The organism is Streptomyces sp. NBC_01116 (assembly GCF_041435495.1).
GTDB lineage: Bacteria > Actinomycetota > Actinomycetes > Streptomycetales > Streptomycetaceae > Streptomyces.
Genome location: NZ_CP108644.1, coordinates 1,498,011 through 1,519,723, shown reverse-complemented (window position 1 = coordinate 1,519,723; position 21,713 = coordinate 1,498,011). Strand labels below are relative to the sequence as shown.

At 70.2% G+C, this 21,713-nt stretch carries 17 protein-coding genes and 1 pseudogene; 14 read left to right on the top strand and 4 right to left on the bottom strand.

Annotation, left to right across the window (positions count from 1 at the left end):
• Nucleotides 1–33: 33 nt before the first annotated feature.
• From metH to OG245_RS06480, 3 genes are all read left to right on the top strand, one after another.
• Complete coding sequence (gene metH, locus OG245_RS06490; protein WP_371622583.1) at nucleotides 34–3,546, top strand: methionine synthase; 3,513 nt, start codon at nucleotides 34–36, stop codon at nucleotides 3,544–3,546.
• A 143-nt stretch (nucleotides 3,547–3,689) separates the two neighbouring features.
• The gene (locus tag OG245_RS06485) at nucleotides 3,690–4,400 is read left to right on the top strand and encodes an HAD family hydrolase (protein ID WP_371622582.1); all 711 of its coding nucleotides are present in this window, start codon (nucleotides 3,690–3,692) and stop codon (nucleotides 4,398–4,400) included.
• A 323-nt stretch (nucleotides 4,401–4,723) separates the two neighbouring features.
• Nucleotides 4,724–6,322 carry an ABC transporter substrate-binding protein gene (locus tag OG245_RS06480; RefSeq protein ID WP_371622581.1) on the top strand — a complete coding sequence of 533 codons (1,599 nt, stop codon included), beginning with the start codon at nucleotides 4,724–4,726 and terminating at the stop codon, nucleotides 6,320–6,322.
• A gap of 136 nt (nucleotides 6,323–6,458) precedes the next feature.
• Here OG245_RS06480 and OG245_RS06475 read toward each other — a convergent pair whose 3' ends face one another.
• Both OG245_RS06475 and OG245_RS06470 read right to left on the bottom strand, forming a co-directional pair.
• Nucleotides 6,459–7,130: a response regulator transcription factor gene (locus OG245_RS06475; RefSeq protein WP_003970158.1), complete on the bottom strand. Its 672-nt coding sequence runs from the start codon at nucleotides 7,128–7,130 to the stop codon at nucleotides 6,459–6,461.
• Nucleotides 7,131–7,139: 9 nt separating this feature from the next.
• Entirely contained in the window at nucleotides 7,140–7,985 is an 846-nt protein-coding gene (locus tag OG245_RS06470; RefSeq protein ID WP_371622580.1) for a RecB family exonuclease, read from the bottom strand.
• 177 nt (nucleotides 7,986–8,162) lie between these two features.
• Between OG245_RS06470 and OG245_RS06465 the strand changes: the two genes are divergently transcribed.
• From OG245_RS06465 to OG245_RS06455, 3 genes are all read left to right on the top strand, one after another.
• A complete protein-coding gene (locus OG245_RS06465; RefSeq protein WP_371622579.1) occupies nucleotides 8,163–9,413 on the top strand; it encodes a site-2 protease family protein in 1,251 nt (416 codons plus the stop codon).
• Nucleotides 9,414–9,485: 72 nt separating this feature from the next.
• Complete coding sequence (locus tag OG245_RS06460) at nucleotides 9,486–10,403, top strand: tRNA (adenine-N1)-methyltransferase (RefSeq protein ID WP_371622578.1); 918 nt, start codon at nucleotides 9,486–9,488, stop codon at nucleotides 10,401–10,403.
• 181 nt (nucleotides 10,404–10,584) lie between these two features.
• Entirely contained in the window at nucleotides 10,585–11,166 is a 582-nt protein-coding gene (locus OG245_RS06455; RefSeq protein WP_371622577.1) for a hypothetical protein, read from the top strand.
• A gap of 52 nt (nucleotides 11,167–11,218) precedes the next feature.
• Here OG245_RS06455 and OG245_RS06450 read toward each other — a convergent pair whose 3' ends face one another.
• Complete coding sequence (locus OG245_RS06450; RefSeq protein ID WP_073745426.1) at nucleotides 11,219–11,530, bottom strand: ferredoxin; 312 nt, start codon at nucleotides 11,528–11,530, stop codon at nucleotides 11,219–11,221.
• A gap of 240 nt (nucleotides 11,531–11,770) precedes the next feature.
• Between OG245_RS06450 and arc the strand changes: the two genes are divergently transcribed.
• The 6 genes and pseudogenes from arc to prcA all read left to right on the top strand — a co-directional run bounded on the left by arc (nucleotide 11,771) and on the right by prcA (nucleotide 17,702).
• Entirely contained in the window at nucleotides 11,771–13,537 is a 1,767-nt protein-coding gene (arc, locus tag OG245_RS06445) for a proteasome ATPase (RefSeq protein WP_371622576.1), read from the top strand.
• 235 nt (nucleotides 13,538–13,772) lie between these two features.
• Complete coding sequence (gene dop / locus OG245_RS06440; RefSeq protein ID WP_371622575.1) at nucleotides 13,773–15,284, top strand: depupylase/deamidase Dop; 1,512 nt, start codon at nucleotides 13,773–13,775, stop codon at nucleotides 15,282–15,284.
• Nucleotides 15,285–15,414: 130 nt separating this feature from the next.
• Nucleotides 15,415–15,633, top strand: coding sequence for a ubiquitin-like protein Pup (locus OG245_RS06435; RefSeq protein WP_003970166.1), 219 nt, complete (start codon nucleotides 15,415–15,417; stop codon nucleotides 15,631–15,633).
• Between the two features lie 151 nt (nucleotides 15,634–15,784).
• A pseudogene (locus OG245_RS06430) lies at nucleotides 15,785–15,974 on the top strand (endonuclease domain-containing protein); the annotation flags it as partial.
• On the top strand, nucleotides 15,926–16,771 hold the full coding sequence (prcB, locus tag OG245_RS06425; protein WP_371622574.1) for a proteasome subunit beta: 846 nt from the start codon (nucleotides 15,926–15,928) through the stop codon (nucleotides 16,769–16,771). The pseudogene OG245_RS06430 and the gene prcB, both read left to right, overlap by 49 nt.
• 127 nt (nucleotides 16,772–16,898) lie before the next feature.
• Nucleotides 16,899–17,702, top strand: coding sequence for a proteasome subunit alpha (gene prcA / locus OG245_RS06420; protein ID WP_371622573.1), 804 nt, complete (start codon nucleotides 16,899–16,901; stop codon nucleotides 17,700–17,702).
• 54 nt (nucleotides 17,703–17,756) lie between these two features.
• On the opposite strand, the gene OG245_RS06415 is transcribed toward prcA, so the two are convergent.
• Entirely contained in the window at nucleotides 17,757–18,791 is a 1,035-nt protein-coding gene (locus OG245_RS06415; RefSeq protein ID WP_371622572.1) for a LacI family DNA-binding transcriptional regulator, read from the bottom strand.
• Between the two features lie 135 nt (nucleotides 18,792–18,926).
• Between OG245_RS06415 and OG245_RS06410 the strand changes: the two genes are divergently transcribed.
• Nucleotides 18,927–20,186 carry an MFS transporter gene (locus OG245_RS06410; RefSeq protein ID WP_371622571.1) on the top strand — a complete coding sequence of 420 codons (1,260 nt, stop codon included), beginning with the start codon at nucleotides 18,927–18,929 and terminating at the stop codon, nucleotides 20,184–20,186.
• Between the two features lie 9 nt (nucleotides 20,187–20,195).
• The gene (gene pafA / locus OG245_RS06405) at nucleotides 20,196–21,557 is read left to right on the top strand and encodes a Pup--protein ligase (protein ID WP_026290808.1); all 1,362 of its coding nucleotides are present in this window, start codon (nucleotides 20,196–20,198) and stop codon (nucleotides 21,555–21,557) included.
• The last annotated feature ends 156 nt before the right edge of the window (nucleotides 21,558–21,713 follow it).

Genomic DNA, 21,713 nt, shown 5'->3' with positions numbered 1-21,713 from the left:
GCCGACAGCCGTCGCATCCCTGGGAGATCATCCATGGCCTCGTTGCCGACATCCGCCGCCGACAGCCGGACCCGCGCCGACGCACTGCGAGAAGCACTCGCCACCCGTGTGGTGGTGGCCGACGGGGCGATGGGCACCATGCTCCAGGCACAGGACCCCACGCTGGAGGACTTCGAGAACCTCGAAGGCTGCAACGAGATCCTGAACGTCACCCGGCCCGACATCGTGCGCTCGGTCCACGAGGAGTACTTCGCGGTCGGCGTCGACTGCGTCGAGACCAACACCTTCGGCGCGAACCACTCCGCCGCGAACGAGTACGAGATCGCCGACCGGATCTTCGAACTCTCCGAGTCCGGCGCCCGGATCGCCCGCGAGGTCGCGGACGAGTTCGCGGGGAAGGACGGACGCCAGCGCTGGGTCCTCGGCTCGATCGGCCCCGGCACCAAGCTGCCCTCGCTCGGCCACATCACCTACGACGTCCTGCGCGACGGCTACCAGAAGAACGCCGAGGGTCTCCTCACGGGCGGCTCCGACGCCCTGATCGTCGAGACGACCCAGGACCTGCTGCAGACCAAGTCCAGCATCATCGGCGCGCGCCGGGCGATGGACGCCCTCGGCGTCCACGTGCCGCTGATCTGCTCCCTCGCCTTCGAGACGACCGGCGTCATGCTGCTGGGCTCCGAGATCGGCGCCGCCCTGACCGCCCTGGAGCCGCTGGGCATCGACCTGATCGGGCTGAACTGCTCGACCGGCCCGGACGAGATGAGCGAGCACCTGCGCTACCTCGCCCGCCACTCCCGTACGCCCCTGATGTGCATGCCCAACGCCGGGCTGCCCGTCCTCACCAAGGACGGCGCGCACTTCCCGCTCGGCCCCGACGGTCTCGCCGACTCCCAGGAGAACTTCGTCCGGGACTACGGCCTCTCCCTCATCGGCGGCTGCTGCGGTACGACGCCGGAGCACCTGCGGGCCGTCGTCGAGCGCGCCCGGGGGCTCACGCCGACCGAGCGGGACCCGCGCCCCGAGCCCGGCGCGGCCTCTCTCTACCAGACCATCCCCTTCCGCCAGGACACCGCCTACCTGGCGATCGGGGAGCGCACCAACGCCAACGGCTCCAAGAAGTTCCGCGAGGCCATGCTGGAGGCCCGCTGGGACGACTGCGTGGAGATGGCCCGCGACCAGATCCGCGAGGGCGCGCACATGCTCGACCTCTGCGTCGACTACGTGGGCCGCGACGGCGTCGCGGACATGGCGGAGCTGGCCGGCCGCTTCGCGACCGCCTCCACCCTCCCGATCGTGCTGGACTCCACCGAGCTGCCCGTGCTGCGCGCCGGTCTGGAGAAGCTCGGCGGCCGGGCCGTGCTGAACTCGGTGAACTACGAGGACGGCGACGGCCCGGAGTCCCGCTTCGCGCAGGTCAGCGCCCTGGCCTCGGAGCACGGGGCCGCGCTGATCGCCCTGACCATCGACGAGGAGGGCCAGGCCCGTACGGTCGAGCACAAGGTCGCCATCGCCGAGCGGCTGATCGAGGACCTCACCACCAACTGGGGCATCCACGAGTCGGACATCCTCATCGACACCCTGACCTTCACCATCTGCACCGGCCAGGAGGAGTCCCGCGGCGACGGCATCGCCACCATCGGGGCGATCCGGGAGCTGAAGAAGCGCCACCCGGACGTCCAGACCACGCTGGGCCTCTCCAACATCTCCTTCGGCCTGAACCCGGCCGCCCGGGTCGTGCTGAACTCCGTCTTCCTCGACGAGTGCGTCAAGGCGGGCCTGGACTCCGCGATCGTGCACGCCTCGAAGATCCTGCCGATCGCCCGGCTGGAGGAGGAGCAGGTCACGGTCGCCCTCGACCTGATCTACGACCGCCGCGCCGAGGGCTACGACCCCCTCCAGAAGCTCATGGAGCTGTTCGAGGGCGTCAACATGAAGTCGATGAAGGCGGGCAAGGCCGAGGAGCTGATGGCCCTGCCGCTGGACGAGCGCCTCCAGCGCCGCATCATCGACGGCGAGAAGAACGGCCTGGAGGCCGACCTCGACGAGGCCCTCCAGGACACCCCGGCCCTCGACATCGTCAACAACACGCTGCTGGAAGGCATGAAGGTGGTCGGCGAGCTGTTCGGCTCCGGCCAGATGCAGCTGCCGTTCGTGCTCCAGTCGGCCGAGGTCATGAAGAGCGCGGTGGCCCATCTGGAGCCGCACATGGAGAAGACCGACGACGACGGCAAGGGCACGATCGTGCTGGCCACCGTCCGCGGCGACGTCCACGACATCGGCAAGAACCTCGTCGACATCATCCTCTCCAACAACGGCTACAACGTCGTCAACCTCGGCATCAAGCAGCCCGTCTCCGCGATCCTGGAAGCCGCCGAGGAACACCGCGCGGACGTGATCGGCATGTCCGGCCTCCTGGTGAAGTCGACGGTGATCATGAAGGAGAACCTCCAGGAGCTCAACCAGCGCAAGATGGCCGCCGACTTCCCCGTCATCCTCGGCGGCGCCGCGCTGACCCGGGCCTACGTCGAGCAGGACCTGCACGAGATCTACGAGGGCGAGGTCCGCTACGCCCGGGACGCCTTCGAGGGCCTGCGCCTCATGGACGCGCTCATCGGCGTCAAGCGCGGTGTGCCCGGCGCGGTCCTGCCCGAGCTGAAGCAGCGCCGGGTGCCGAAGAAGGACGTCGCGGTGCTGGAGGTCGAGGAGCCCGAGGGCGCGGTGCGCTCGGACGTCTCCACGACCAACCCCATCCCCGAGCCGCCGTTCCGGGGCACCCGCGTCATCAAGGGCATCCCGCTCAAGGACTACGCCTCCTGGCTCGACGAGGGCGCCCTGTTCAAGGGCCAGTGGGGCCTCAAGCAGGCCAGGACCGGCGACGGACCGACGTACGAGGAGCTGGTGGAGACCGAGGGACGCCCGCACCTGCGCGGCTGGCTCGACCACCTCCAGTCCAACAACCTCCTGGAAGCGGCCGTCGTCTACGGCTACTTCCCCTGCGTCTCCAAGGGCGACGACCTGGTCCTCCTCCACGACGACGGCTCCGAGCGCACCCGCTTCACCTTCCCGCGCCAGCGCCGCGGCCGCCGCCTCTGCCTCGCCGACTTCTTCCGCCCCGAGGAGTCCGGCGAGAGGGACGTCATCGGCCTCCAGATCGTCACCGTCGGCTCCCGGATCGGCGAGGCCACCGCCGAGCTGTTCGCCGCCAACTCCTACCGCGACTACCTGGAGCTGCACGGCCTGTCCGTCCAGCTCGCCGAGGCGCTCGCCGAGTACTGGCACGCCCGGGTCCGCAGCGAGCTGGGCTTCGCGGGCGAGGACCCCGCGGACGTCGAGGACATGTTCGCGCTGAAGTACCGCGGCGCGCGGTTCTCGCTCGGTTACGGGGCGTGCCCGGACCTGGAGGACCGGGCGAAGATCGCCGACCTCCTCCAGCCGGAGCGGATCGGCGTGCACCTCTCCGAGGAGTTCCAGCTCCACCCGGAGCAGTCCACCGACGCCATCGTCATCCACCACCCCGAGGCGAAGTACTTCAACGCCCGGTAACCCCGTGTTCCCGCCGCGGCCTCGCGTCCTTCGCGCGCCGCGGCCGGACACGTCGTACACTGGTCGGTCCAGTGCAGGCCGGTCGCCCTCCCGTTTCCGGGAATGGCGGCCGGCCTTCTCGTCCCTTACGGAAGGTGTGCCGGATGACCAGTACGGTCCCCGCGTCCTTGACCCGCACGGCCGAAGGCGCCGCCCTGCAGGCGGTCCTTCTCGACATGGACGGAACCCTGGTCGATACCGAGGGCTTCTGGTGGGACGTCGAGAAGGAGGTCTTCGCCGGCCTCGGGCACCGGCTGGACGAGTCCTGGCGGGACGTGGTCGTCGGCGGTCCGATGACCCGCAGCGCCGGCTATCTCATCGACGTCACCGGCGCCGACGTCCGGCTGGACGAGCTGACCGTGCTGCTCAACGACGGATTCGAGAAGCGCATCGAGCGCGGGGTGCCGCTGATGCCGGGCGCCGAGCGGCTGCTCGCCGAGCTGGCCGCGTACGAGGTGCCCACCGCGCTCGTCTCCGCCTCCCACCGCCGGATCATCGACCGGGTGCTGGAATCGGTGGGCCGTCACCACTTCGCGCTCACCGTCGCCGGGGACGAGGTCACCCGGACCAAGCCCCACCCCGAGCCCTATCTCACCGCGGCCGCCGGCTTCGGCGCCGACCCCTGGCGCTGCGCCGTCATCGAGGACACCGCGACCGGAGTGGCCGCCGCCGAGGCCGCCGGCTGCCGGGTCGTCGCCGTGCCGTCCGTCGCCCCCATCGCGCCGGCGGCCGGACGCGTGGTCGTCGGCTCCCTGGAAGAGGTCGACCTCGCCTTCCTGCGCAAGCTCATCACCCAGGCGGGCGGAACGGGCTGACCCGAGCCCGGCGTGCGCCCGCGCCGGTCGCCCACTTGTGAACGAACAGCGGATGTTCCGGTCAGGGCCGTGTGCGTTCCGACAACGTTCCGTGGATGTGGATCAGTCGCGGGGTGCATCTGTGAAGAGCCCTGATGGGTGACCTTCCTCACCCGTGGGCCTCCGCTGGGCCGTCGGGATCGGGTGGGCTGTCCGTAATGGTGGCCGTATGTCGCCCCCTTCGTGCGTCGGGTGAGCGGGAGCCGCCCGCCGGACGGTCGGAGGGGTCACCCGCGGCTACTAGCTTTGATTCCTCACCTGCCGGGATGAGGGAGAACGTCCAGATGAACCGCAAGACCCTGGTGCTGCCGGCCGTCGTCGGCCTGCTCGCCCCCGTGCTCGCCGCCTGCGGCAGCACGGACAGCGGCGCCGGTGGCGAGGGGGCCATCGTCGTCGGCACCACGGACCAGCTCGTGGCCTCCCAGGAGAACCCCGCCCCGCTCGACCCGGCCATCGGCTACGAGGCGGGCGTCTGGAACGTCCTGCGGCAGACCGTGCAGACCCTGACCACGGTGCCGGCCGGCGGCGGCGAGCCGGTGCCCGAGGCCGCCCGCAGCTGCGCCTTCACCGACACCGCGAACGAGAGCTACCGCTGCACCCTGCGGGCCGGCCTCACGTTCGCCGACGGGACGCCCGTCACCGCCGAGGACGTGAAGCACTCCATCCAGCGCGTCATCGACATCGACGCGGACAGCGGGCCGGTCGGACTGCTCGCCAACATCGACATGGTCGAGACCAAGGGCGACGACCAGGTGATCTTCCACCTGAACACACCCGACGCGACCTTCCCGTACAAGCTCGCCACCCCCGCCGCCGGCATCGTCCCGAAGGCGCAGTACCCGGCGAAGGCGGGCCGCACCGGCCTCCAGGTGAACGGCTCCGGCCCGTACACCATGAAGCCGCAGGTCGAGGACGGCCGGGTCGTCAAGATCGCCTTCACCAAGAACCCCTCGTACAAGGGCGAGCTGAAGGTTCTCAACGACAAGGTCGAGATGGACCTCTTCCCCGACGCCGAGGCCATGGGCAAGGCGCTCGACGAGGAGAAGATCCACATGATGACCCGGGCGATGTCGCCCCAGCAGGCCGGCGACATGCTCGTGAAGCCGGAGGAGGGCGTCGAGCTCACCGAGCTGCCCGGTCTGGCCATCAGCTACGTCGGGTTCAACACCAAGGACCCCGTGGTCAGCAAGCCCGTCCGCCAGGCGATGGCGCAGATCGTCGACCGGGGCGAGATCGCCGGCAAGGTCTACGGCACCACCGCCGAACCGCTCTACTCGCTGATCCCGTCCAGCATCGCCGGGCACACCAACGCCTTCTTCAACAAGTACGGCGAGCCCAGCACCGCCAAGGCCGCGGCGATCCTCCGCGGCGCCGGGATCAAGACACCGGTGAAGTTCACCCTGCACTACACCAGCGACCACTACGGCCCGGCCACCGCCGAGGAGTTCAAGGCGATCCAGCAGCAGCTGAACAGCTCGGGCCTCTTCGACGTCTCCGTCCAGGGCAAGGAGTGGTCGCAGTACCGCCCGGAGCAGAAGCGCGGCGACTACGCGGCGTACGGCATGGGCTGGTTCCCCGACTTCCCGGACCCGGACAACTACACGGCGCCCTTCCTGGACGAGAACAACTTCCTCAACTCGCCCTACCGGTCGCGCGAGGCGCAGAAGGTCCTCATCCCGCAGTCCCGCCGCGAGACCGACCGCACCGCCGCCGCCGTCACCTACGAGAAGCTCCAGGACATCGTCGCCACCGATGTGCCGGTGCTGCCGATCTGGCAGGGCAAGCAGTACGTGGCCTCCCGCGACGGGATCGCCGGGGTGGAGCGGTCCGTCAGCGCCACCTCCGAGCTCCAGCTCTGGGAGCTGAACCGGCCCGGCGTCTGAGACCCGACCGGAAAGCCGTCCGGCCCGCCCCTCCTGTTCCAAGGACGGACGCGGGCCGGACGGCTTCGTCGTGTGCGTGTGCGCGCGAGCTACCGCGTGTGCGTGCGGGCTGCTGCGCGTGCGTGCGCGAGACCGGCTACTGCGCGCCGGGACGCACCAGCCCGCTCTCGTACGCGTACACCGCGGCCTGCACCCGGTCCCGCAGGCCCAACTTCGTGAGCACATGGCCGACATGCGTCTTCACCGTCGTCTCGCTGACGAACAGGTCCGCCGCGATCTCCGCGTTCGACAGGCCCCGCGCCACCAGCTTCAGCACCTCGACCTCACGGTCCGTCAGCGTGTGCAGGGCGTCCGGCACCGGGTCCTCACCGGACGGCAGGTGATCGGCGTACTTGTCCAGCAGCCGACGCGTGATGCTCGGCGCGAGCATCGCCTCGCCCGCCGCCACCACCCGGATCGCCTGCACCAGCTCGGCCGCCGGAGCGTCCTTCAGCAGGAATCCGCTCGCCCCGGCACGCAGCGCCTCCACCACGTACTCGTCGAGATCGAAGGTGGTCAGCACCAGCACCTTCGCCGGGCCGTCCTTCCCGGGGCCGGTGATCTGACGGGTCGCCTCGACCCCGTCCATCCGCGGCATCCGGATGTCCATCAGCACCACATCGGGCTGCAGCGCCCGCACCTGATCGATGGCCTGCAGACCGTCACCGGCCTCACCGACCACCGCCAGATCGCCTTCGGCCTCCAGGATCATCCGGAAACCGGTGCGCAGCAGAGGCTGGTCATCGACCAGAAGGACGCGGATCGCCACAGGAACTCCTTAAGGGCCCTCAAGGGCCACGGCACGGCCGGCCTCGGCCTGGACCGGTCCCATTCTGCCCTGGCCATCCTCACCCGGATCCGCAGGGCGGACCGACAGCGGGTATACCGGGGGAGTCCCGCCGAATTCCGGACACACCGCCTGGTGGTCGCACCAGCCGCACAGCTTCGTCGGCCGGGGCCGCCAGTCACCGGTCTCCGTCGCCAGCGAGATCGCGTCCCACAGCGCCAGCAGCCTGCGCTCCACCCGCTCCAGATCCGCCACCACCGGGTCGTACGTCATGACGTCCCCGCTGCCCAGATACACCAGCTGGAGGCGGCGCGGCACCACACCCTTCAGCCGCCAGATCACCAGCGCGTAGAACGTCATCTGGAACAGCGGACCATCGGCGTACTCCGGCCGCGGCGCCTTCCCCGTCTTGTAGTCGACGATCCGGACCTCACCGCTCGGCGCGACGTCCACCCGGTCGATCACCCCGCGCAGCCGCAGCCCCGACTCCAGCTCCGTCTCGACGAACAGCTCACGCTCCGCCGGCTCCAGCCGCGTCGGGTCCTCCAGCGAGAACCACCGGTCCACCAGCCGCTCCGCCTCACCCAGCCAGCGCGTCAGGCGCTCGCCCTCGGTGTCCCCGGCGAACAGCCCGGTCAGCTCCGGCTTCGACTCCAGCAGCCGGTCCCACTGGCCGGGGATCAGCGCCCGCGCCCGCGGCGCCGTCCGGTCGGCCGCCGGGGCGTCGAAGAGCCGCTCCAGCACCGCATGGACCAGCGTGCCGCGGGTAGCCGCCTCGCTGGGCTTCTCCGGCAGCCTGTCGATGACGCGGAAACGGTAGAGCAGGGGACACTGCATGAAATCGCTCGCCCGCGACGGCGACAGGGACGAAGGCGGCCGGGGCGGCCGCGGCACGGAGGTCATGTCTGAAGACCCTACGGCCCGCCACTGACAGCGAGCGGCATACCATCGACGGCAGCCCCTCGCACACTGCATGATCGTGGCCAACGCCACTCACCGAACCGAAGGGACCCCGTGGACGACAGCGGCGACAGCGGGCGGCCGCAGCCCGGCGCAGGGGGAACGGCCCCCGGCACCGATCCCGACAACGGCAAGCCGAAACGCCCCGAGGAGCCGGGCGGCGGCCTGCTCATGGGCCGGCCCTTCGGCGTGCCCGTCTACGTCGCCCCCAGCTGGTTCGTCGTCGCCGCCCTGATCACCTGGGTGTTCGGCGGCCAGCTCGACCGCGTGCTGCCCGAGCTGGGCGCCGCACGCTATCTCGTCGCCCTGTTCTTCGCCATCGCCTTCTACGCCTCCGTACTCGTCCACGAACTGGCCCACACGGTCGCCGCGCTGCGCTACAAGCTCCCGGTCCGCCGCATCCAGCTCCAGTTCTTCGGCGGCGTCTCGGAGATCGAGAAAGAGAGCGAGACACCCGGCCGCGAGTTCGTCCTCGCCTTCGTCGGACCGCTCCTGTCCCTGGTCCTCGGCGGCGTCTTCTACGGCGCGATGCAGTTCGTCGAGCCCGGCACGGTCCCCGGCGTCCTGGTCGCGGGCCTGATGATCTCCAACCTCATCGTCGCCGCCTTCAACCTGCTGCCGGGCCTGCCGCTGGACGGCGGCCGGATGCTCCGCGCCGTCGTCTGGAAGATCACCGGCAAGCCCATGAGCGGCACCATCGCCGCCGCCTGGGTCGGCCGCGGCCTCGCCGTCGTCGTCCTCGTCGGACTGCCGCTGCTCACCCACACCGGAGCGCTCGGCGGCACCGCCCAGGACATCGGCGGGGTCGAGACCGTCATGGACGCCCTCCTCGCCGCGATCCTCGCGGGCATCATCTGGACCGGCGCCGGGAACAGCCTGCGCATGGCCCGCCTCCGCGAGCACCTGCCCGACCTCCGGGCCCGCACCCTGACCCGCCGAGCCGTCCCCGTCGAGTCCGCCACCCCGCTCTCCGAAGCGCTGCGCCGGGCCAACGAGGCGGGCGCCCGCGCCCTGGTCGTCGTCGACGGACAGGGCAACCCCAAGGGCGTCGTCCGCGAGGCCGCCATCGTCGGCGTCCCCGAGCACCGCCGCCCCTGGGTCGCCGTCAGCGGCCTTGCCCAGGACCTCACCGACGGCATGAAGGTCCCCGCGGAACTGGCCGGCGAGGCCCTCCTGGACCGGCTCAAGGCCACTCCCGCCACCGAGTACCTGGTCGTCGAGGAGACCGGCGAGATCTACGGAGTCCTCTCCACCTCCGACGTGGAGCGCGCCTTCGTCAAGGCCATGGCCCGCCCCGGCGCCTGACAGCGCTCCCGGGCCGTCGGCCGGCGCGGCCCGGGCGGTCGGCGGCCCGGGAATCACCGGTAGGCTGGTCACATGTCTGAACCGACCGGTGCCGCCCGCCGACGTGGGCCCTTCAAGGTCGGGGACCAGGTACAGCTCACCGACCCCAAGGGCCGCCACTACACCTTCACGCTCGAAGCCGGAAAGAACTTCCACACCCACAAGGGTTCTTTCCCGCACGACGAGCTGATCGGTGCTCCCGAGGGCAGTGTTGTCCGCACCACGGGAAACGTCGCCTATCTCGCGCTGCGCCCCCTGCTCCCCGACTACGTCCTGTCCATGCCCCGCGGCGCCGCCGTGGTCTACCCCAAGGACGCGGGGCAGATCCTGGCCTTCGCCGACATCTTCCCCGGCGCCCGCGTCGTGGAGGCGGGGGTCGGATCCGGCTCGCTCAGCACCTTCCTGCTGCGCGCCATCGGCGAGCAGGGCATGCTGCACTCCTACGAGCGCCGCGAGGACTTCGCCGAGATCGCCCAGCAGAACGTCGAGCGCTACTTCGGCTCCCCGCACCCGGCCTGGCAGCTGACCGTCGGTGACCTCCAGGACAACCTCTCCGACACCGACGTCGACCGCGTCGTGCTCGACATGCTCGCCCCCTGGGAGTGCCTGGAGGCCGTCTCCAAGGCCCTGGTGCCCGGCGGCATCCTCTGCGCCTACGTCGCCACCACGACCCAGCTCTCGCGCACCGTCGAGTCCATCCGCGAGATCGGCTGCTTCGCCGAACCGCAGCCCTGGGAGTCGATGATCCGCAACTGGCACGTGGAGGGCCTCGCCGTCCGCCCCGACCACCGGATGATCGGCCACACCGGCTTCCTGGTCACCGCCCGCCGCCTCGCGGACGGCGTCGAGCCGCCGCTGCGCCGCCGCCGCCCGTCCAAGGGCGCCTACGGCGACGACTACGAAGGACCCGGCAGCCAGAGCCGTGGAGGCCCCGCCGCCGAACGCGGCTGATCCTTCCAACGCACCGGTGCCGCCGCGCAGTTCCCCGACCGACCGGGGAACCGCGCGGCGGCGCCTTTTCGTTGCCCCCGCCGTTCCGCCCGGATGTGAGGTGTGGCACGATGCCGGCAACCCCACGGAGGTGTCCCCACCCCCTCGCCGGGCTTCCAGGAACCATCAGGAGACATACCGCGTGCAGACCCCCGCGCTCCCGGATCTCGCCCACACCGCCACCAGGCCGGTGCACTGGCTCGCCACGGCCGCGGCGATGGCCGGAGTCGTGGCGCTGGCCGGGCTGCTCCAGCCCCGTACGGCCACCGCGACCGCCACGGCCCCCGAGCAGCGGACCACCGCGCAGCACGGCGCCCCCGTGCCCGCACCCGACCCGGCCGGCGTGGAGTTCCCGCTGGAGTGCGGCGGCGCCGGGACGACCGTCGCGAAGAAGGCCTCCGGCGACCTCGACGGCGACGGACGGCCGGAAACCGTCGCCGTGGTGCACTGCGACGCCGGATCGGGGACCCCGCCCGGCGGCATCTACGTCCTGACACAGAACAGCGGGGCCGCGCCCCGGGTCGTGGCGACCCTGGTGGACCCCGCCGACAGGAAGACCGTCGGGGACTTCGCCGTACGCGACGGAACCGTCTCGGCGACCCTCCTCGGCTACTCCTCGCTGGAGGTGCCCCGCTGCTGCCCCGACCAGGAGGAACAGGCCTCCTGGCGATGGCAGGGGAAGGCGTTCGTCCGCACCTCCGGGGACCTCGCGCGCAGCGTCTGACCACGCCCCCGCGGGGCTCCGGCCGGGACCGGGGCGCGAGCCCCCGTACCGGCTAGTCGGCGTCCGGCCCGTACACCTCGACGCTGTCCTTGACGCGCCGCACGTGGATGCAGTCCCCGGGGCACTCCTTGGCCGAATCGACGACGTCCTGGAGCAGCGGCAGCGGCACCGGAGTGGTCGCCCCCGGGTTCTGCAGGAGCTCGTCGTCGCCGCTCTTCACATACGCCAGACCGTCGATGTCCAGCTCGAAGACGTCGGGGGCGTACTGCACACAGATGCCGTCGCCCGTACAGAGGTCCTGGTCGATCCAGACCTCCAGGTCCTGGGTGTCACTGTCGCCCGGCGAGTCCTGCTGCACGGTCATGTGTCCTGCCGTTCCTGCGTATCTGAACCAATTGGAGCGAGCCCTGACGGGTGTTGAACAGTTCGACGATACAACCGGCGGCTTTCCGGTGCCGAAGGGTGGGTATTCCCTTGACGTGAGGGAGAGCGCAAGGGTGAAGATCGGACACGCCCCGCAGTCTTTGTGATCTAGGGGTTTCAATCACCACCCACCCAGGTAGGGTCAGGAAGCGTCCAGCTCCCCATGGAGGAGGTGAGGACCGTGGCAGCCCACGACGACGACATCAACCGCGGCACCCGGCCCGCGCGAGGGTCAGAGGACCCAGCCGGCCAGGTTGCCTATCTCGAGCAGGAGATCGCCGTCCTGCGACGTAAGCTCGCCGACTCTCCGCGTCATACGAGGATTCTCGAAGAGCGGATCGTCGAGTTGCAGACGAACCTGGCGGGCGTGTCCGCGCAGAACGAGCGGCTCGCCAACACGCTCCGTGAGGCGCGTGACCAGATCGTGGCCCTCAAGGAGGAGGTCGACCGGCTCGCGCAGCCGCCGGCCGGCTTCGGTGTCTTCCTGCAGGCCAACGAGGACGGCACCTGCGACATCTTCACCGGGGGCCGCAAGCTCCGGGTGAACGTCAGTCCCAGTGTCGAGCTCGACGAGCTCCGGCGCGGCCAGGAGGTCATGCTCAACGAAGCGCTCAACGTGGTCGAGGCCATGCAGTTCGAGCGCGCCGGGGACATCGTCACCCTCAAGGAGATCCTTGAGGACGGCGAGCGCGCCCTGGTGGTCGGGCACACCGACGAGGAGAGGGTGGTGCGGCTCGCCGAGCCGCTGCTGGACATCACCATCCGCTCCGGCGACGCCCTGCTCCTGGACTCCAGGTCGGGTTACGTCTACGAGGTGGTCCCCAAGAGCGAGGTCGAGGAGCTCGTCCTCGAAGAGGTCCCGGACATCGACTACGACAAGATCGGCGGCCTGGGCGACCAGATCGAGCTGATCCGCGACGCGGTCGAGCTTCCGTACCTGCACCCCGACCTCTTCAAGGAGCACGAACTCCGCCCGCCGAAGGGCATCCTGCTCTACGGTCCGCCCGGCTGTGGCAAGACCCTCATCGCCAAGGCCGTCGCCAATTCGCTCGCCAAGAAGGTCGCCGAGGTCACCGGGCAGCCCACGGGGAAGAGCTACTTCCTCAATATCAAGGGCCCCGAGCTCCTCAACAAGTACGTCGGCGAGACCGAGCGGCACATCCGCCTGGTCTTCCAGCGTGCGAGGGAGAAGGCGAGCGAGGGCACCCCCGTCATCGTCTTCTTCGACGAGATGGAGTCCCTCTTCCGTACCCGCGGCAGCGGCGTCAGCTCGGACGTGGAGAACACCATCGTCCCGCAGCTGCTCGCCGAGATCGACGGTGTGGAGGGCCTGGAGAACGTCATCGTCATCGGCGCCTCCAACCGCGAGGACATGATCGACCCCGCCATCCTGCGCCCCGGCCGTCTCGATGTGAAGATCAAGATCGAGCGTCCGGACGCCGAGGCGGCGAAGGACATCTTCGCGAAGTACCTCACCCCGGGGCTCCCGCTGCACGCGGACGACCTGGCCGAGCACACCGGCTCCCGGCCGGCCGCCGCCCACGCGATGATCCAGTCCGTCGTGGAGCGGATGTACACGGAGTCCGAGGAGAACCGCTTCCTGGAGGTCACCTACGCCAACGGCGACAAGGAAGTCCTCTACTTCAAGGACTTCAACTCCGGCGCGATGATTCAGAACATCGTCGACCGGGCGAAGAAGATGGCCATCAAGGCATTCCTGGAACAGGGCCAGAAGGGACTGCGGGTCGCTCATCTCCTGCAGGCCTGCGTGGACGAGTTCAAGGAGAACGAGGACCTGCCGAACACGACCAACCCGGACGACTGGGCCAGGATTTCCGGCAAGAAGGGTGAGCGGATCGTATTCATCCGCACACTCGTCACCGGAAAGCAGGGCGCGGACACCGGACGCTCCATCGATACGGTGGCCAATACCGGCCAGTACCTGTAAAACGCGGACCGGCTGCGGAAGCCCCCAGGGGCCTCCGCAGCCGGTTTCATTCCCCCGTTCCGGCCCTGCCGGAGCAATGTCGTAATGGAGCTCCCCACCGGCGCAGAGGCGCTCTAGGCTCTGCGGTACCGCCGAGTCGCGCAGTGCGGTGACGGGCACCGCACACGCACCGGACTCAGCAGCGGTACTTGAGCGTCGTCCCCGGAGGGGGCCGACGCCGGGCAAGGAGGGCCGCATGACCGTACGGCGAGTAATGGGCATCGAGACGGAGTACGGGATCTCCGTCCCCGGCCACCCCAACGCCAATGCCATGCTCACCTCGTCCCAGATCGTCAACGCCTACGCGGCGGCGATGCACCGGGCGCGCCGCGCCCGCTGGGACTTCGAGGAGGAGAACCCGCTGCGTGACGCGCGAGGCTTCGACCTCGCCCGGGAGACCGCCGACTCCAGCCAGCTGACCGACGAGGACATCGGCCTGGCCAATGTCATCCTCACCAACGGCGCCCGGCTGTACGTCGACCACGCGCACCCCGAGTACAGCTCCCCGGAGATCACCAATCCGCGCGACGCGGTGCTCTGGGACAAGGCCGGCGAGCGGATCATGGCGGAGGCGGCCGAGCGGGCGGCCGCCATCCCCGGCGCGCAGCCGATCCACCTCTACAAGAACAACACCGACAACAAGGGCGCCTCCTACGGCACGCACGAGAACTACCTCATGCAGCGGGAGACGCCGTTCTCCGACATCGTGCGGCATCTGACGCCGTTCTTCGTCTCGCGCCAGGTCGTCACGGGCGCGGGCCGGGTCGGCATCGGCCAGGACGGCAACGAGCACGGTTTCCAGATCAGCCAGCGCGCCGACTACTTCGAGGTCGAGGTCGGGCTGGAGACCACGCTCAAGCGTCCCATCATCAACACCCGGGACGAGCCGCACTCCGACGCGGAGAAGTACCGCCGGCTCCATGTGATCATCGGCGACGCCAACCTCTCGGAGATCTCCACCTATCTCAAGCTCGGCACCACGTCCCTGGTGCTGTCCATGATCGAGGACGCCTTCATCAACGTCGATCTCGCGGTCGACCAGCCCGTGCGCACCCTGCACCAGGTCTCCCACGACCCGGACCTGCGGCAGCTGATCACGCTCCGCAGCGGCCGGACGCTCACCGCGGTCCAGCTCCAGATGGAGTACTTCGAGCTGGCCCGCAAGTACGTCGACGAACGGTACGGCGCGGACGCCGACGAGCAGACCAAGGACATCCTGACCCGCTGGGAGGACACCCTCAACCGGCTGGAGACCGATCCGATGAGCCTGGCGGGCGAGCTGGACTGGATCGCCAAGCGGGAGCTCATGGAGGGCTACCGCCGCCGCGACGCGCTGGACTGGGACGCGCCCCGGCTGCATCTGGTGGACCTCCAGTACGCGGACGTGCGGCCCGACAAGGGCCTCTACAACCGCCTGGCGGCCCGCGGGAAGATGAAGCGCCTCCTGGACGAGGACGAGGTCACCAGGGCCCGTGCGAAGCCCCCGGAGGACACCAGGGCCTACTTCCGCGGGCGCTGTCTGGAGCAGTACGCCGACGACGTGGCGGCGGCCTCGTGGGACTCGGTGATCTTCGACCTGCCGGACCGCGACTCCCTCCAGCGGGTGCCCACCCTGGAACCGCTGCGCGGCACGAAGGAGCACGTCAAGGACCTGCTGGACCGCTGCCGGACGGCGGAGGAGCTGGTCCGGGCCCTGTCGGGCGGCTGAAAGGCCTCCGGGCTGGGAATCAATCACCTGAGGCGCGGGCGTTGCATCAACTACCGGGTCAAATATCGGGCCCCGTGGGTAGGGTCTGATCAAGAGCTTCGATTGCTTCGAACCGAGCGGGGTGAGCTACATGGCGACCAAGGACACCGGCGGCGGACAGCAGAAGGCGACACGTTCCACCGAGGAGGTCGAGGAGCAGGCGCAGGACGCGCAGGCGTCCGAGGACCTCGCGGAGCGCCAGGAGAAGCTGAGCGACGACGTCGACTCGGTCCTGGACGAGATCGACGACGTCCTGGAGGAGAACGCCGAGGACTTCGTCCGGTCGTTCGTTCAGAAGGGTGGACAGTAGTTCACCAGTGTGAACGCCCGGACGTGTTCCGGGCGCTCACGCGGACATCGGGGGAGAGGGGTGACGGCGTGCGCCACCGTGCGCGCCGTCACCCCGCCCACCGACCCGGGGGCCGGTTCCCGGCCCCGCCGGATCGGTGCGGACAACCTCCGCCGAACATGTGGATCACTCCCGCCTGGCGGGTAGGGTCCGTGGCGTACGTGCTTGCTTCAACGGCAATTCGGCCATCGGCAGGTCGGGGGATGATCCTGACTCTCCTGCGCAGGGCCATCGCATACCTGGAGGGAAACGCGTGGAAGCCAACACTCGTAGCACCGGGCGTCTACCAGCTGCCTTCCTGACGCCGGGTTCGTCCTCGTTCATGGACTTCCTGTCCGACCAGTCGCCCGAGATGCTCCCGGGCAACCGGAGCCTGCCGCCGCTCCAGGGGCCCATCGAGGCGCCGCACGGGACGACCATCGTCTCGGCGTCCTTCCCCGGTGGCGTGGTCCTGGCCGGCGACCGGCGCGCCACCATGGGCAACATGATCGCCTCGCGCGACATGCAGAAGGTCTTCCCGGCCGACGAGTACTCCGCGGTCGGCATCGCCGGCACCGCCGGACTGGCCGTGGAGATGGTCAAGCTGTTCCAGCTGGAGCTGGAGCACTTCGAGAAGGTCGAGGGCGCCCAGCTCTCCCTGGAGGGGAAGGCCAACCGCCTCTCCACCATGATCCGCAGCAACCTCGCCATGGCCATGCAGGGCCTCGCCGTGGTGCCCCTCTTCGCCGGCTACGACGTCGACCGCGAGAAGGGCCGCATCTTCTCCTACGACGTCACCGGCGGGCGCAGCGAGGAGAGCGGCTACGCGGCCACCGGCTCCGGGTCGATCTTCGCCCGCAACGCGATGAAGAAGCTCTACCGCGAGGACCTGACGGAGGACCAGGCCCTCACCCTGGTCGTGCAGGCGCTGTACGACGCGGCGGACGACGACTCGGCGACCGGCGGCCCCGACGTGGCCCGCCGCATCTTCCCGATCGTCACCGTCATCACCGACGAAGGCTTCCGGAGGCTGACCGACCAGGAGTCCTCCGCGATCGCGCGCTCCATCCTGGAACGCCGACTCGAGCAGCCCGACGGCCCGCGCGCCGCGCTGCTCTGATCCGGACCCCTGGGGCGTGGTTCGAAAGTCCCGCCTGCTCGGCGGCGCCCGGGCGGACGGCGCTACTTCCGAAACACGCTCCAGCTTCCCGACGCACTCGTCACTGACAGAAAGGGACGGATAGCCGGTGTCGACGCCGTTCTATGTCTCACCCCAGCAGGCCATGGCCGACCGGGCGGAATACGCCCGCAAGGGCATCGCCCGTGGTCGCAGCCTCGTTGTGCTGCAGTATGCCGACGGCATTGTGTTCGTCGGCGAGAACCCGTCCCGCGCACTGCACAAGTTCAGCGAGATCTATGACCGGATCGGCTTCGCGGCCGCCGGCAAGTACAACGAGTACGAGAACCTCCGCATCGGCGGGGTGCGCTACGCCGATCTGCGCGGATACACCTACGACCGGGACGACGTGACGGCCCGTGGGCTGGCCAACGTCTACGCCCAGACGCTCGGCACCATCTTCTCCAGCGCGGCCGAGAAACCGTACGAGGTGGAGCTGGTGGTGGCCGAGGTCGGCAGCGCGGCCGAGGGCGACCAGATCTACCGGCTGCCGCACGACGGCTCCATCGTGGACGAGCACGGCTCGGTCGCGGTCGGCGGCAACTCCGAACAGATCAGCACCTTCCTCGACCAGCGCCACCGCGACGGCATGACGCTGGCCGAGGCGCTCAAGCTGGCCGTCCAGGCGCTCTCGCGGGAGCCGGGCGGCGGCGAGCGGGAGATCCCCGCGGAGCGCCTGGAGGTCGCGGTCCTGGACCGCACCCGTCCCCAGCAGCGCAAGTTCAAGCGGATCGTCGGCCGACAGCTGGCCCGGCTGCTGGACACGGAGGCCGCCGGCAGCACGCCGACGGACGCCCCGTCCGACACCGAGGACGCCGACAGCACGGACGCCACCGACAGCGGCCCCGGCTCCACGGAGGAGACGGACAAGTAGGCGAGCGACGCCTTCAGGGGCGTCGTGCCCCCGGGTCCCGGCCCGGGGGCACCGTCATGTCCGGGCAGCGGGCGGCGGTGCCGTGGACCCGCGCACGACGAGCCGGACCGGCAGGCCGCCCCGCTCGACGGGACGGCCGTCCAGCACCGCGAGCAGCGCCTCCATGCCCCGTTCCCCGACCCGCTCCGCCGGCAGCCGCACCGTGGTCAGCTCCGGCTCCAGCGCGGTGGCCAGCGCCAGGTCGTCGAATCCGGTGACGGACAGCTCGTCCGGCACCCGCAGCCCCAGCCTGCGGGCCGCCTTGCAGGCACCGGCGGCCAGGATGTCGTCGTCGCAGACGATCGCGGTGGGCCGGTCCCCGGCGGCCGACAGGGCCTGCTCGACCGCCTCGCGCCCCGCCCCCACCTCCAGCGGGGCGCGCACGGTGCGCACCGTGGCGCCTCCCGCCGCTCCCAGCGCCTCGTGCAGTGCCCCGGCGCGCACCGCGAACGTCCAGGTGTCCACGGCGGACGCCAGATGGAGGAAGCGGCGGTGGCCGAGGCGCAGCAGATGGTCCGTCACCTGCCGCATCCCGTCGGCGATGTCGAGGTTCACATGGGCGGCGGGCCCGGCGTCCGAGGGATCGCTGTCCAGCATCACCAGCGGCAGATCCGCCCCGTGCAGCGCGCCGAGCGCGTCGGCGGCCATCGAGGACGCGATGACCCCGTCGAGCGCCGCGCGGGCCGAGGCGAACGGGTCGCGGGCCGGGCCCGTGCCGTCGGGCGAGGGGTAGAGCACCACGCCGAAACCGTGTTCGGCGGCGAGCGCCGCCGCCCCGGCGTACACCCGCGCGAAGAACTCGTTGGTGAGCGCGGGCACCACCAGCAGTGCGGTCCTGGTGCGGCCGAGCCGCAGACTGCGGGCCGCCAGATTGGGCCGGTAGCCGATCTCCGCCGCGGTGTCCCGGACCCGCTGGGCCGTGGTCTCCGACACCCTGCCCAGCCACTTCTCGCCGAGCACCAGGGAGACCGTCGCCTGCGAGACGCCCGCCGCACGGGCCACGTCGCGGCTGGTGGGCCGGGCGGGGACGGGCTGCTGCGCGCTGGTCACTCGTGCCTCCGTGCGAGATGTTTCCGTAACGCCGCGAGGTGGACCCGCGAACTGCGCACATGGTACGTATGAACCTCGACGTTATACGTAACACCTCGGGGGCGGCACAGCCGGTCGGGGCGGAGAGGGGCGGGAATGGCCGCGGGATATCTGGAGATCCTCCGGGCGCGGCATGCCGCCCGGCTGCTGACGGGCACCCTGGTGGGGCGGCTGCCCAACGGCACCGCGCACATCGCGATCGTGCTGTTCACCCGGGCCGAGGGCGGCAGCTACACGCTGGCCGGCGCGCTCGCCGCCGCCTACGGACTGGCCACCGCCGTCGGGCAGCCGCTGCTCGGCCGGGCGGTCGACCTCCACGGGCAGCCGCGCGTCCAGCTCCCGGCCGCCGTCGTCTCCGCGCTCGGCATGTCCCTGCTGGCCCTCACCGGCCTCTCCTCGCTCCCGCTGGCCTACCTCGCCGTCGTCATCGCCGGGGTGGCCACACCGCCGTTGGAAGGCGGCCTGCGGGCCCTGTGGCCCAGCGTCCTCAAGGGCGAGGGCCAGGTGCACCGGGCCTACGCCATGGACGCCGTGGCGCAGGAGATCATGTTCACCGTCGGCCCGCTCCTGGTGACCCTGCTCGTCTCGCTCTGGTCACCGGCCGCCGCCCTGCTCGTCATCAACGCCATCGGCGTGCTCGGCGCCCTCTCGGTCGTCCTGTCCGAGCCCTCGCGCACCTGGCGCTCCGCACCCCGCGAGGCGCACTGGCTCGGCGCCCTGCGCTCACCCGGACTCCTCGCCCTGCTCGGCGCGTTCTTCTTCGTCGGGCTCGCCCTCGGCTCCATCACGGTGGCCGGGGTGGCGTACGCGGACGACCACGGCCGGGAGTCGGTGTACGGCTGGCTGATGGCCGCGCTCGGCCTCGGTGCGCTGATCGGCGGCCTCGCCTACGGGGCGCGGCAGTGGGCCGGTGCGCCCGAGAGGCAGCTGCGGGTCATCGTCGGGCTGCTGGCGCTGGGCTATCTGCCGTTGACCCTCACCCCCTCGGTGCCTGTCATGGCCGCGCTCGCCGCCCTCGCCGGAGTGTTCCTCGCGCCGGCCATCGCCTGCTCCTTCATCGTGGTCGACCGGCACGCCCCGCGCGGCACGGTGACCGAGGCGTTCTCCTGGCTCGTCACCACCTTCGGCGTAGGCGCGGCGGCCGGTACGGCCGTCGCCGGACCGGCCGTCGAACTCGGCTCGACCGCCTGGAGCTTCGCCGTCGCCGGGGCCGGTGGAGTGGCGGCTCTGATCGTCCTGCTGGCCACCGGGAGGGTCCTGGCGGGTGTCTCCCGTACGCCCGCCGTCGTGGCGGGATCGGAAAATGATCGAAACGGAGCCGTCGAACCCGGTTTCAGCTCAGGCCATAAGGCGTAATGTTCAGTCATGGACCGCCGCATTTTCGGGCTGGAGAACGAGTACGGCGTCACGTGCACGTTCAGGGGACAGCGCCGACTGTCACCTGACGAAGTGGCGCGCTACCTCTTCCGCCGTGTTGTGTCATGGGGCCGCAGCAGCAATGTCTTTCTGCGGAACGGCGCCCGCCTCTACCTCGACGTGGGATCGCATCCGGAATATGCAACCCCCGAATGCGACAACGTGACCGAACTGGTCACGCACGACAAGGCGGGCGAGCGCATTCTCGAAGGCCTGCTCGTCGACGCCGAACGCCGCCTGCACGAGGAGGGAATCGCGGGCGACGTCTATCTCTTCAAGAACAACACCGACTCGGCGGGAAACTCCTACGGCTGCCACGAGAACTACCTCGTCGCCCGCCACGGAGAATTCTCCCGGCTCGCGGACATCCTCATTCCGTTCCTCGTCACCAGGCAGCTGATCTGCGGTGCGGGCAAGGTGCTCCAGACCCCGCGCGGCGCGGTCTACTGCGTCAGCCAGCGCGCCGAGCACATCTGGGAGGGCGTCAGCTCCGCGACCACCCGCTCCCGGCCGATCATCAACACCCGCGACGAGCCCCACGCCGACGCCGAGCGGTACCGCCGCCTCCACGTCATCGTCGGTGACTCGAACATGTCCGAGACGACCATGCTGCTCAAGGTCGGCGCCACCGACCTGGTGCTCCGCATGATCGAGGCGGGCACGGTGATGCGCGACCTGACCCTGGAGAACCCGATCCGGGCGATCCGTGAGGTCAGCCACGACCTCACGGGGCAGCGCAAGGTGCGCCTGGCCAGCGGCCGGGAGGCCTCGGCCATCGAGGTCCAGCGGGAGTACTACGAGAAGGCCGTGGACTTCGTCGAGCGCCGGGGCATCCGCACCGGCACCGTGGACCAGGTCCTGGAGCTGTGGGGCCGCACCCTGGACGCGATCGAGGCAGAGGACCTCGACCGGATCGACACCGAGATCGACTGGGTCATGAAGTACAAGCTCATCGAGCGGTACCGGGCCAAGCACAACATGACCATGTCGAATCCGCGGGTCGCCCAGATAGACCTCGCCTACCACGACATCCACCGTCGCCGAGGCCTCTTCTACCTCCTGGAGCGCAAGGGGCAGACCGCCCGCATCTGCAACGACCTGAAGATCTTCGAGGGCAAGTCGGTGCCCCCGCAGACCACCCGGGCGAGGCTGCGCGGCGACTTCATCCGCAGGGCCCAGGAGCAGCGGCGGGACTTCACCGTCGACTGGGTCCACCTCAAGCTCAACGACCAGGCGCAGCGCACGGTGTTGTGCAAGGACCCGTTCCGCTCCGTCGACGAGCGGGTGGAGAAGCTGATCGCCGGCATGTGATCCGGCGCCACCGCATCACGGCCCCGGCCTCCAGGACCCACCGGTCCTGGAGGCCGGGGCCGTCCGTGCGGGGTCCGGCCCCAACCGGATCGGAGGGCCTGGGGGTTGTCCCGCTTCTCCCGGTGGATCGGCGCGCGGCGTCAGACGCGGTGCATC

What these genes read in the sequence shown, in the direction of transcription:
- OG245_RS06460 (WP_371622578.1), top strand. Translation starts at nt 9,486, where the DNA reads ATGTCTGAACCGACCGGTGCCGCCCGCCGACGTGGGCCCTTCAAGGTC.
- dop (WP_371622575.1), top strand. Translation starts at nt 13,773, where the DNA reads ATGACCGTACGGCGAGTAATGGGCATCGAGACGGAGTACGGGATCTCC.
- OG245_RS06410 (WP_371622571.1), top strand. Translation starts at nt 18,927, where the DNA reads ATGGCCGCGGGATATCTGGAGATCCTCCGGGCGCGGCATGCCGCCCGG.
- OG245_RS06480 (WP_371622581.1), top strand. Translation starts at nt 4,724, where the DNA reads ATGAACCGCAAGACCCTGGTGCTGCCGGCCGTCGTCGGCCTGCTCGCC.
- OG245_RS06435 (WP_003970166.1), top strand. Translation starts at nt 15,415, where the DNA reads ATGGCGACCAAGGACACCGGCGGCGGACAGCAGAAGGCGACACGTTCC.
- metH (WP_371622583.1), top strand. Translation starts at nt 34, where the DNA reads ATGGCCTCGTTGCCGACATCCGCCGCCGACAGCCGGACCCGCGCCGAC.
- OG245_RS06470 (WP_371622580.1), bottom strand. Translation starts at nt 7,985, where the DNA reads ATGCAGTGTCCCCTGCTCTACCGTTTCCGCGTCATCGACAGGCTGCCG.
- OG245_RS06450 (WP_073745426.1), bottom strand. Translation starts at nt 11,530, where the DNA reads ATGACCGTGCAGCAGGACTCGCCGGGCGACAGTGACACCCAGGACCTG.
- pafA (WP_026290808.1), top strand. Translation starts at nt 20,196, where the DNA reads ATGGACCGCCGCATTTTCGGGCTGGAGAACGAGTACGGCGTCACGTGC.
- OG245_RS06485 (WP_371622582.1), top strand. Translation starts at nt 3,690, where the DNA reads ATGACCAGTACGGTCCCCGCGTCCTTGACCCGCACGGCCGAAGGCGCC.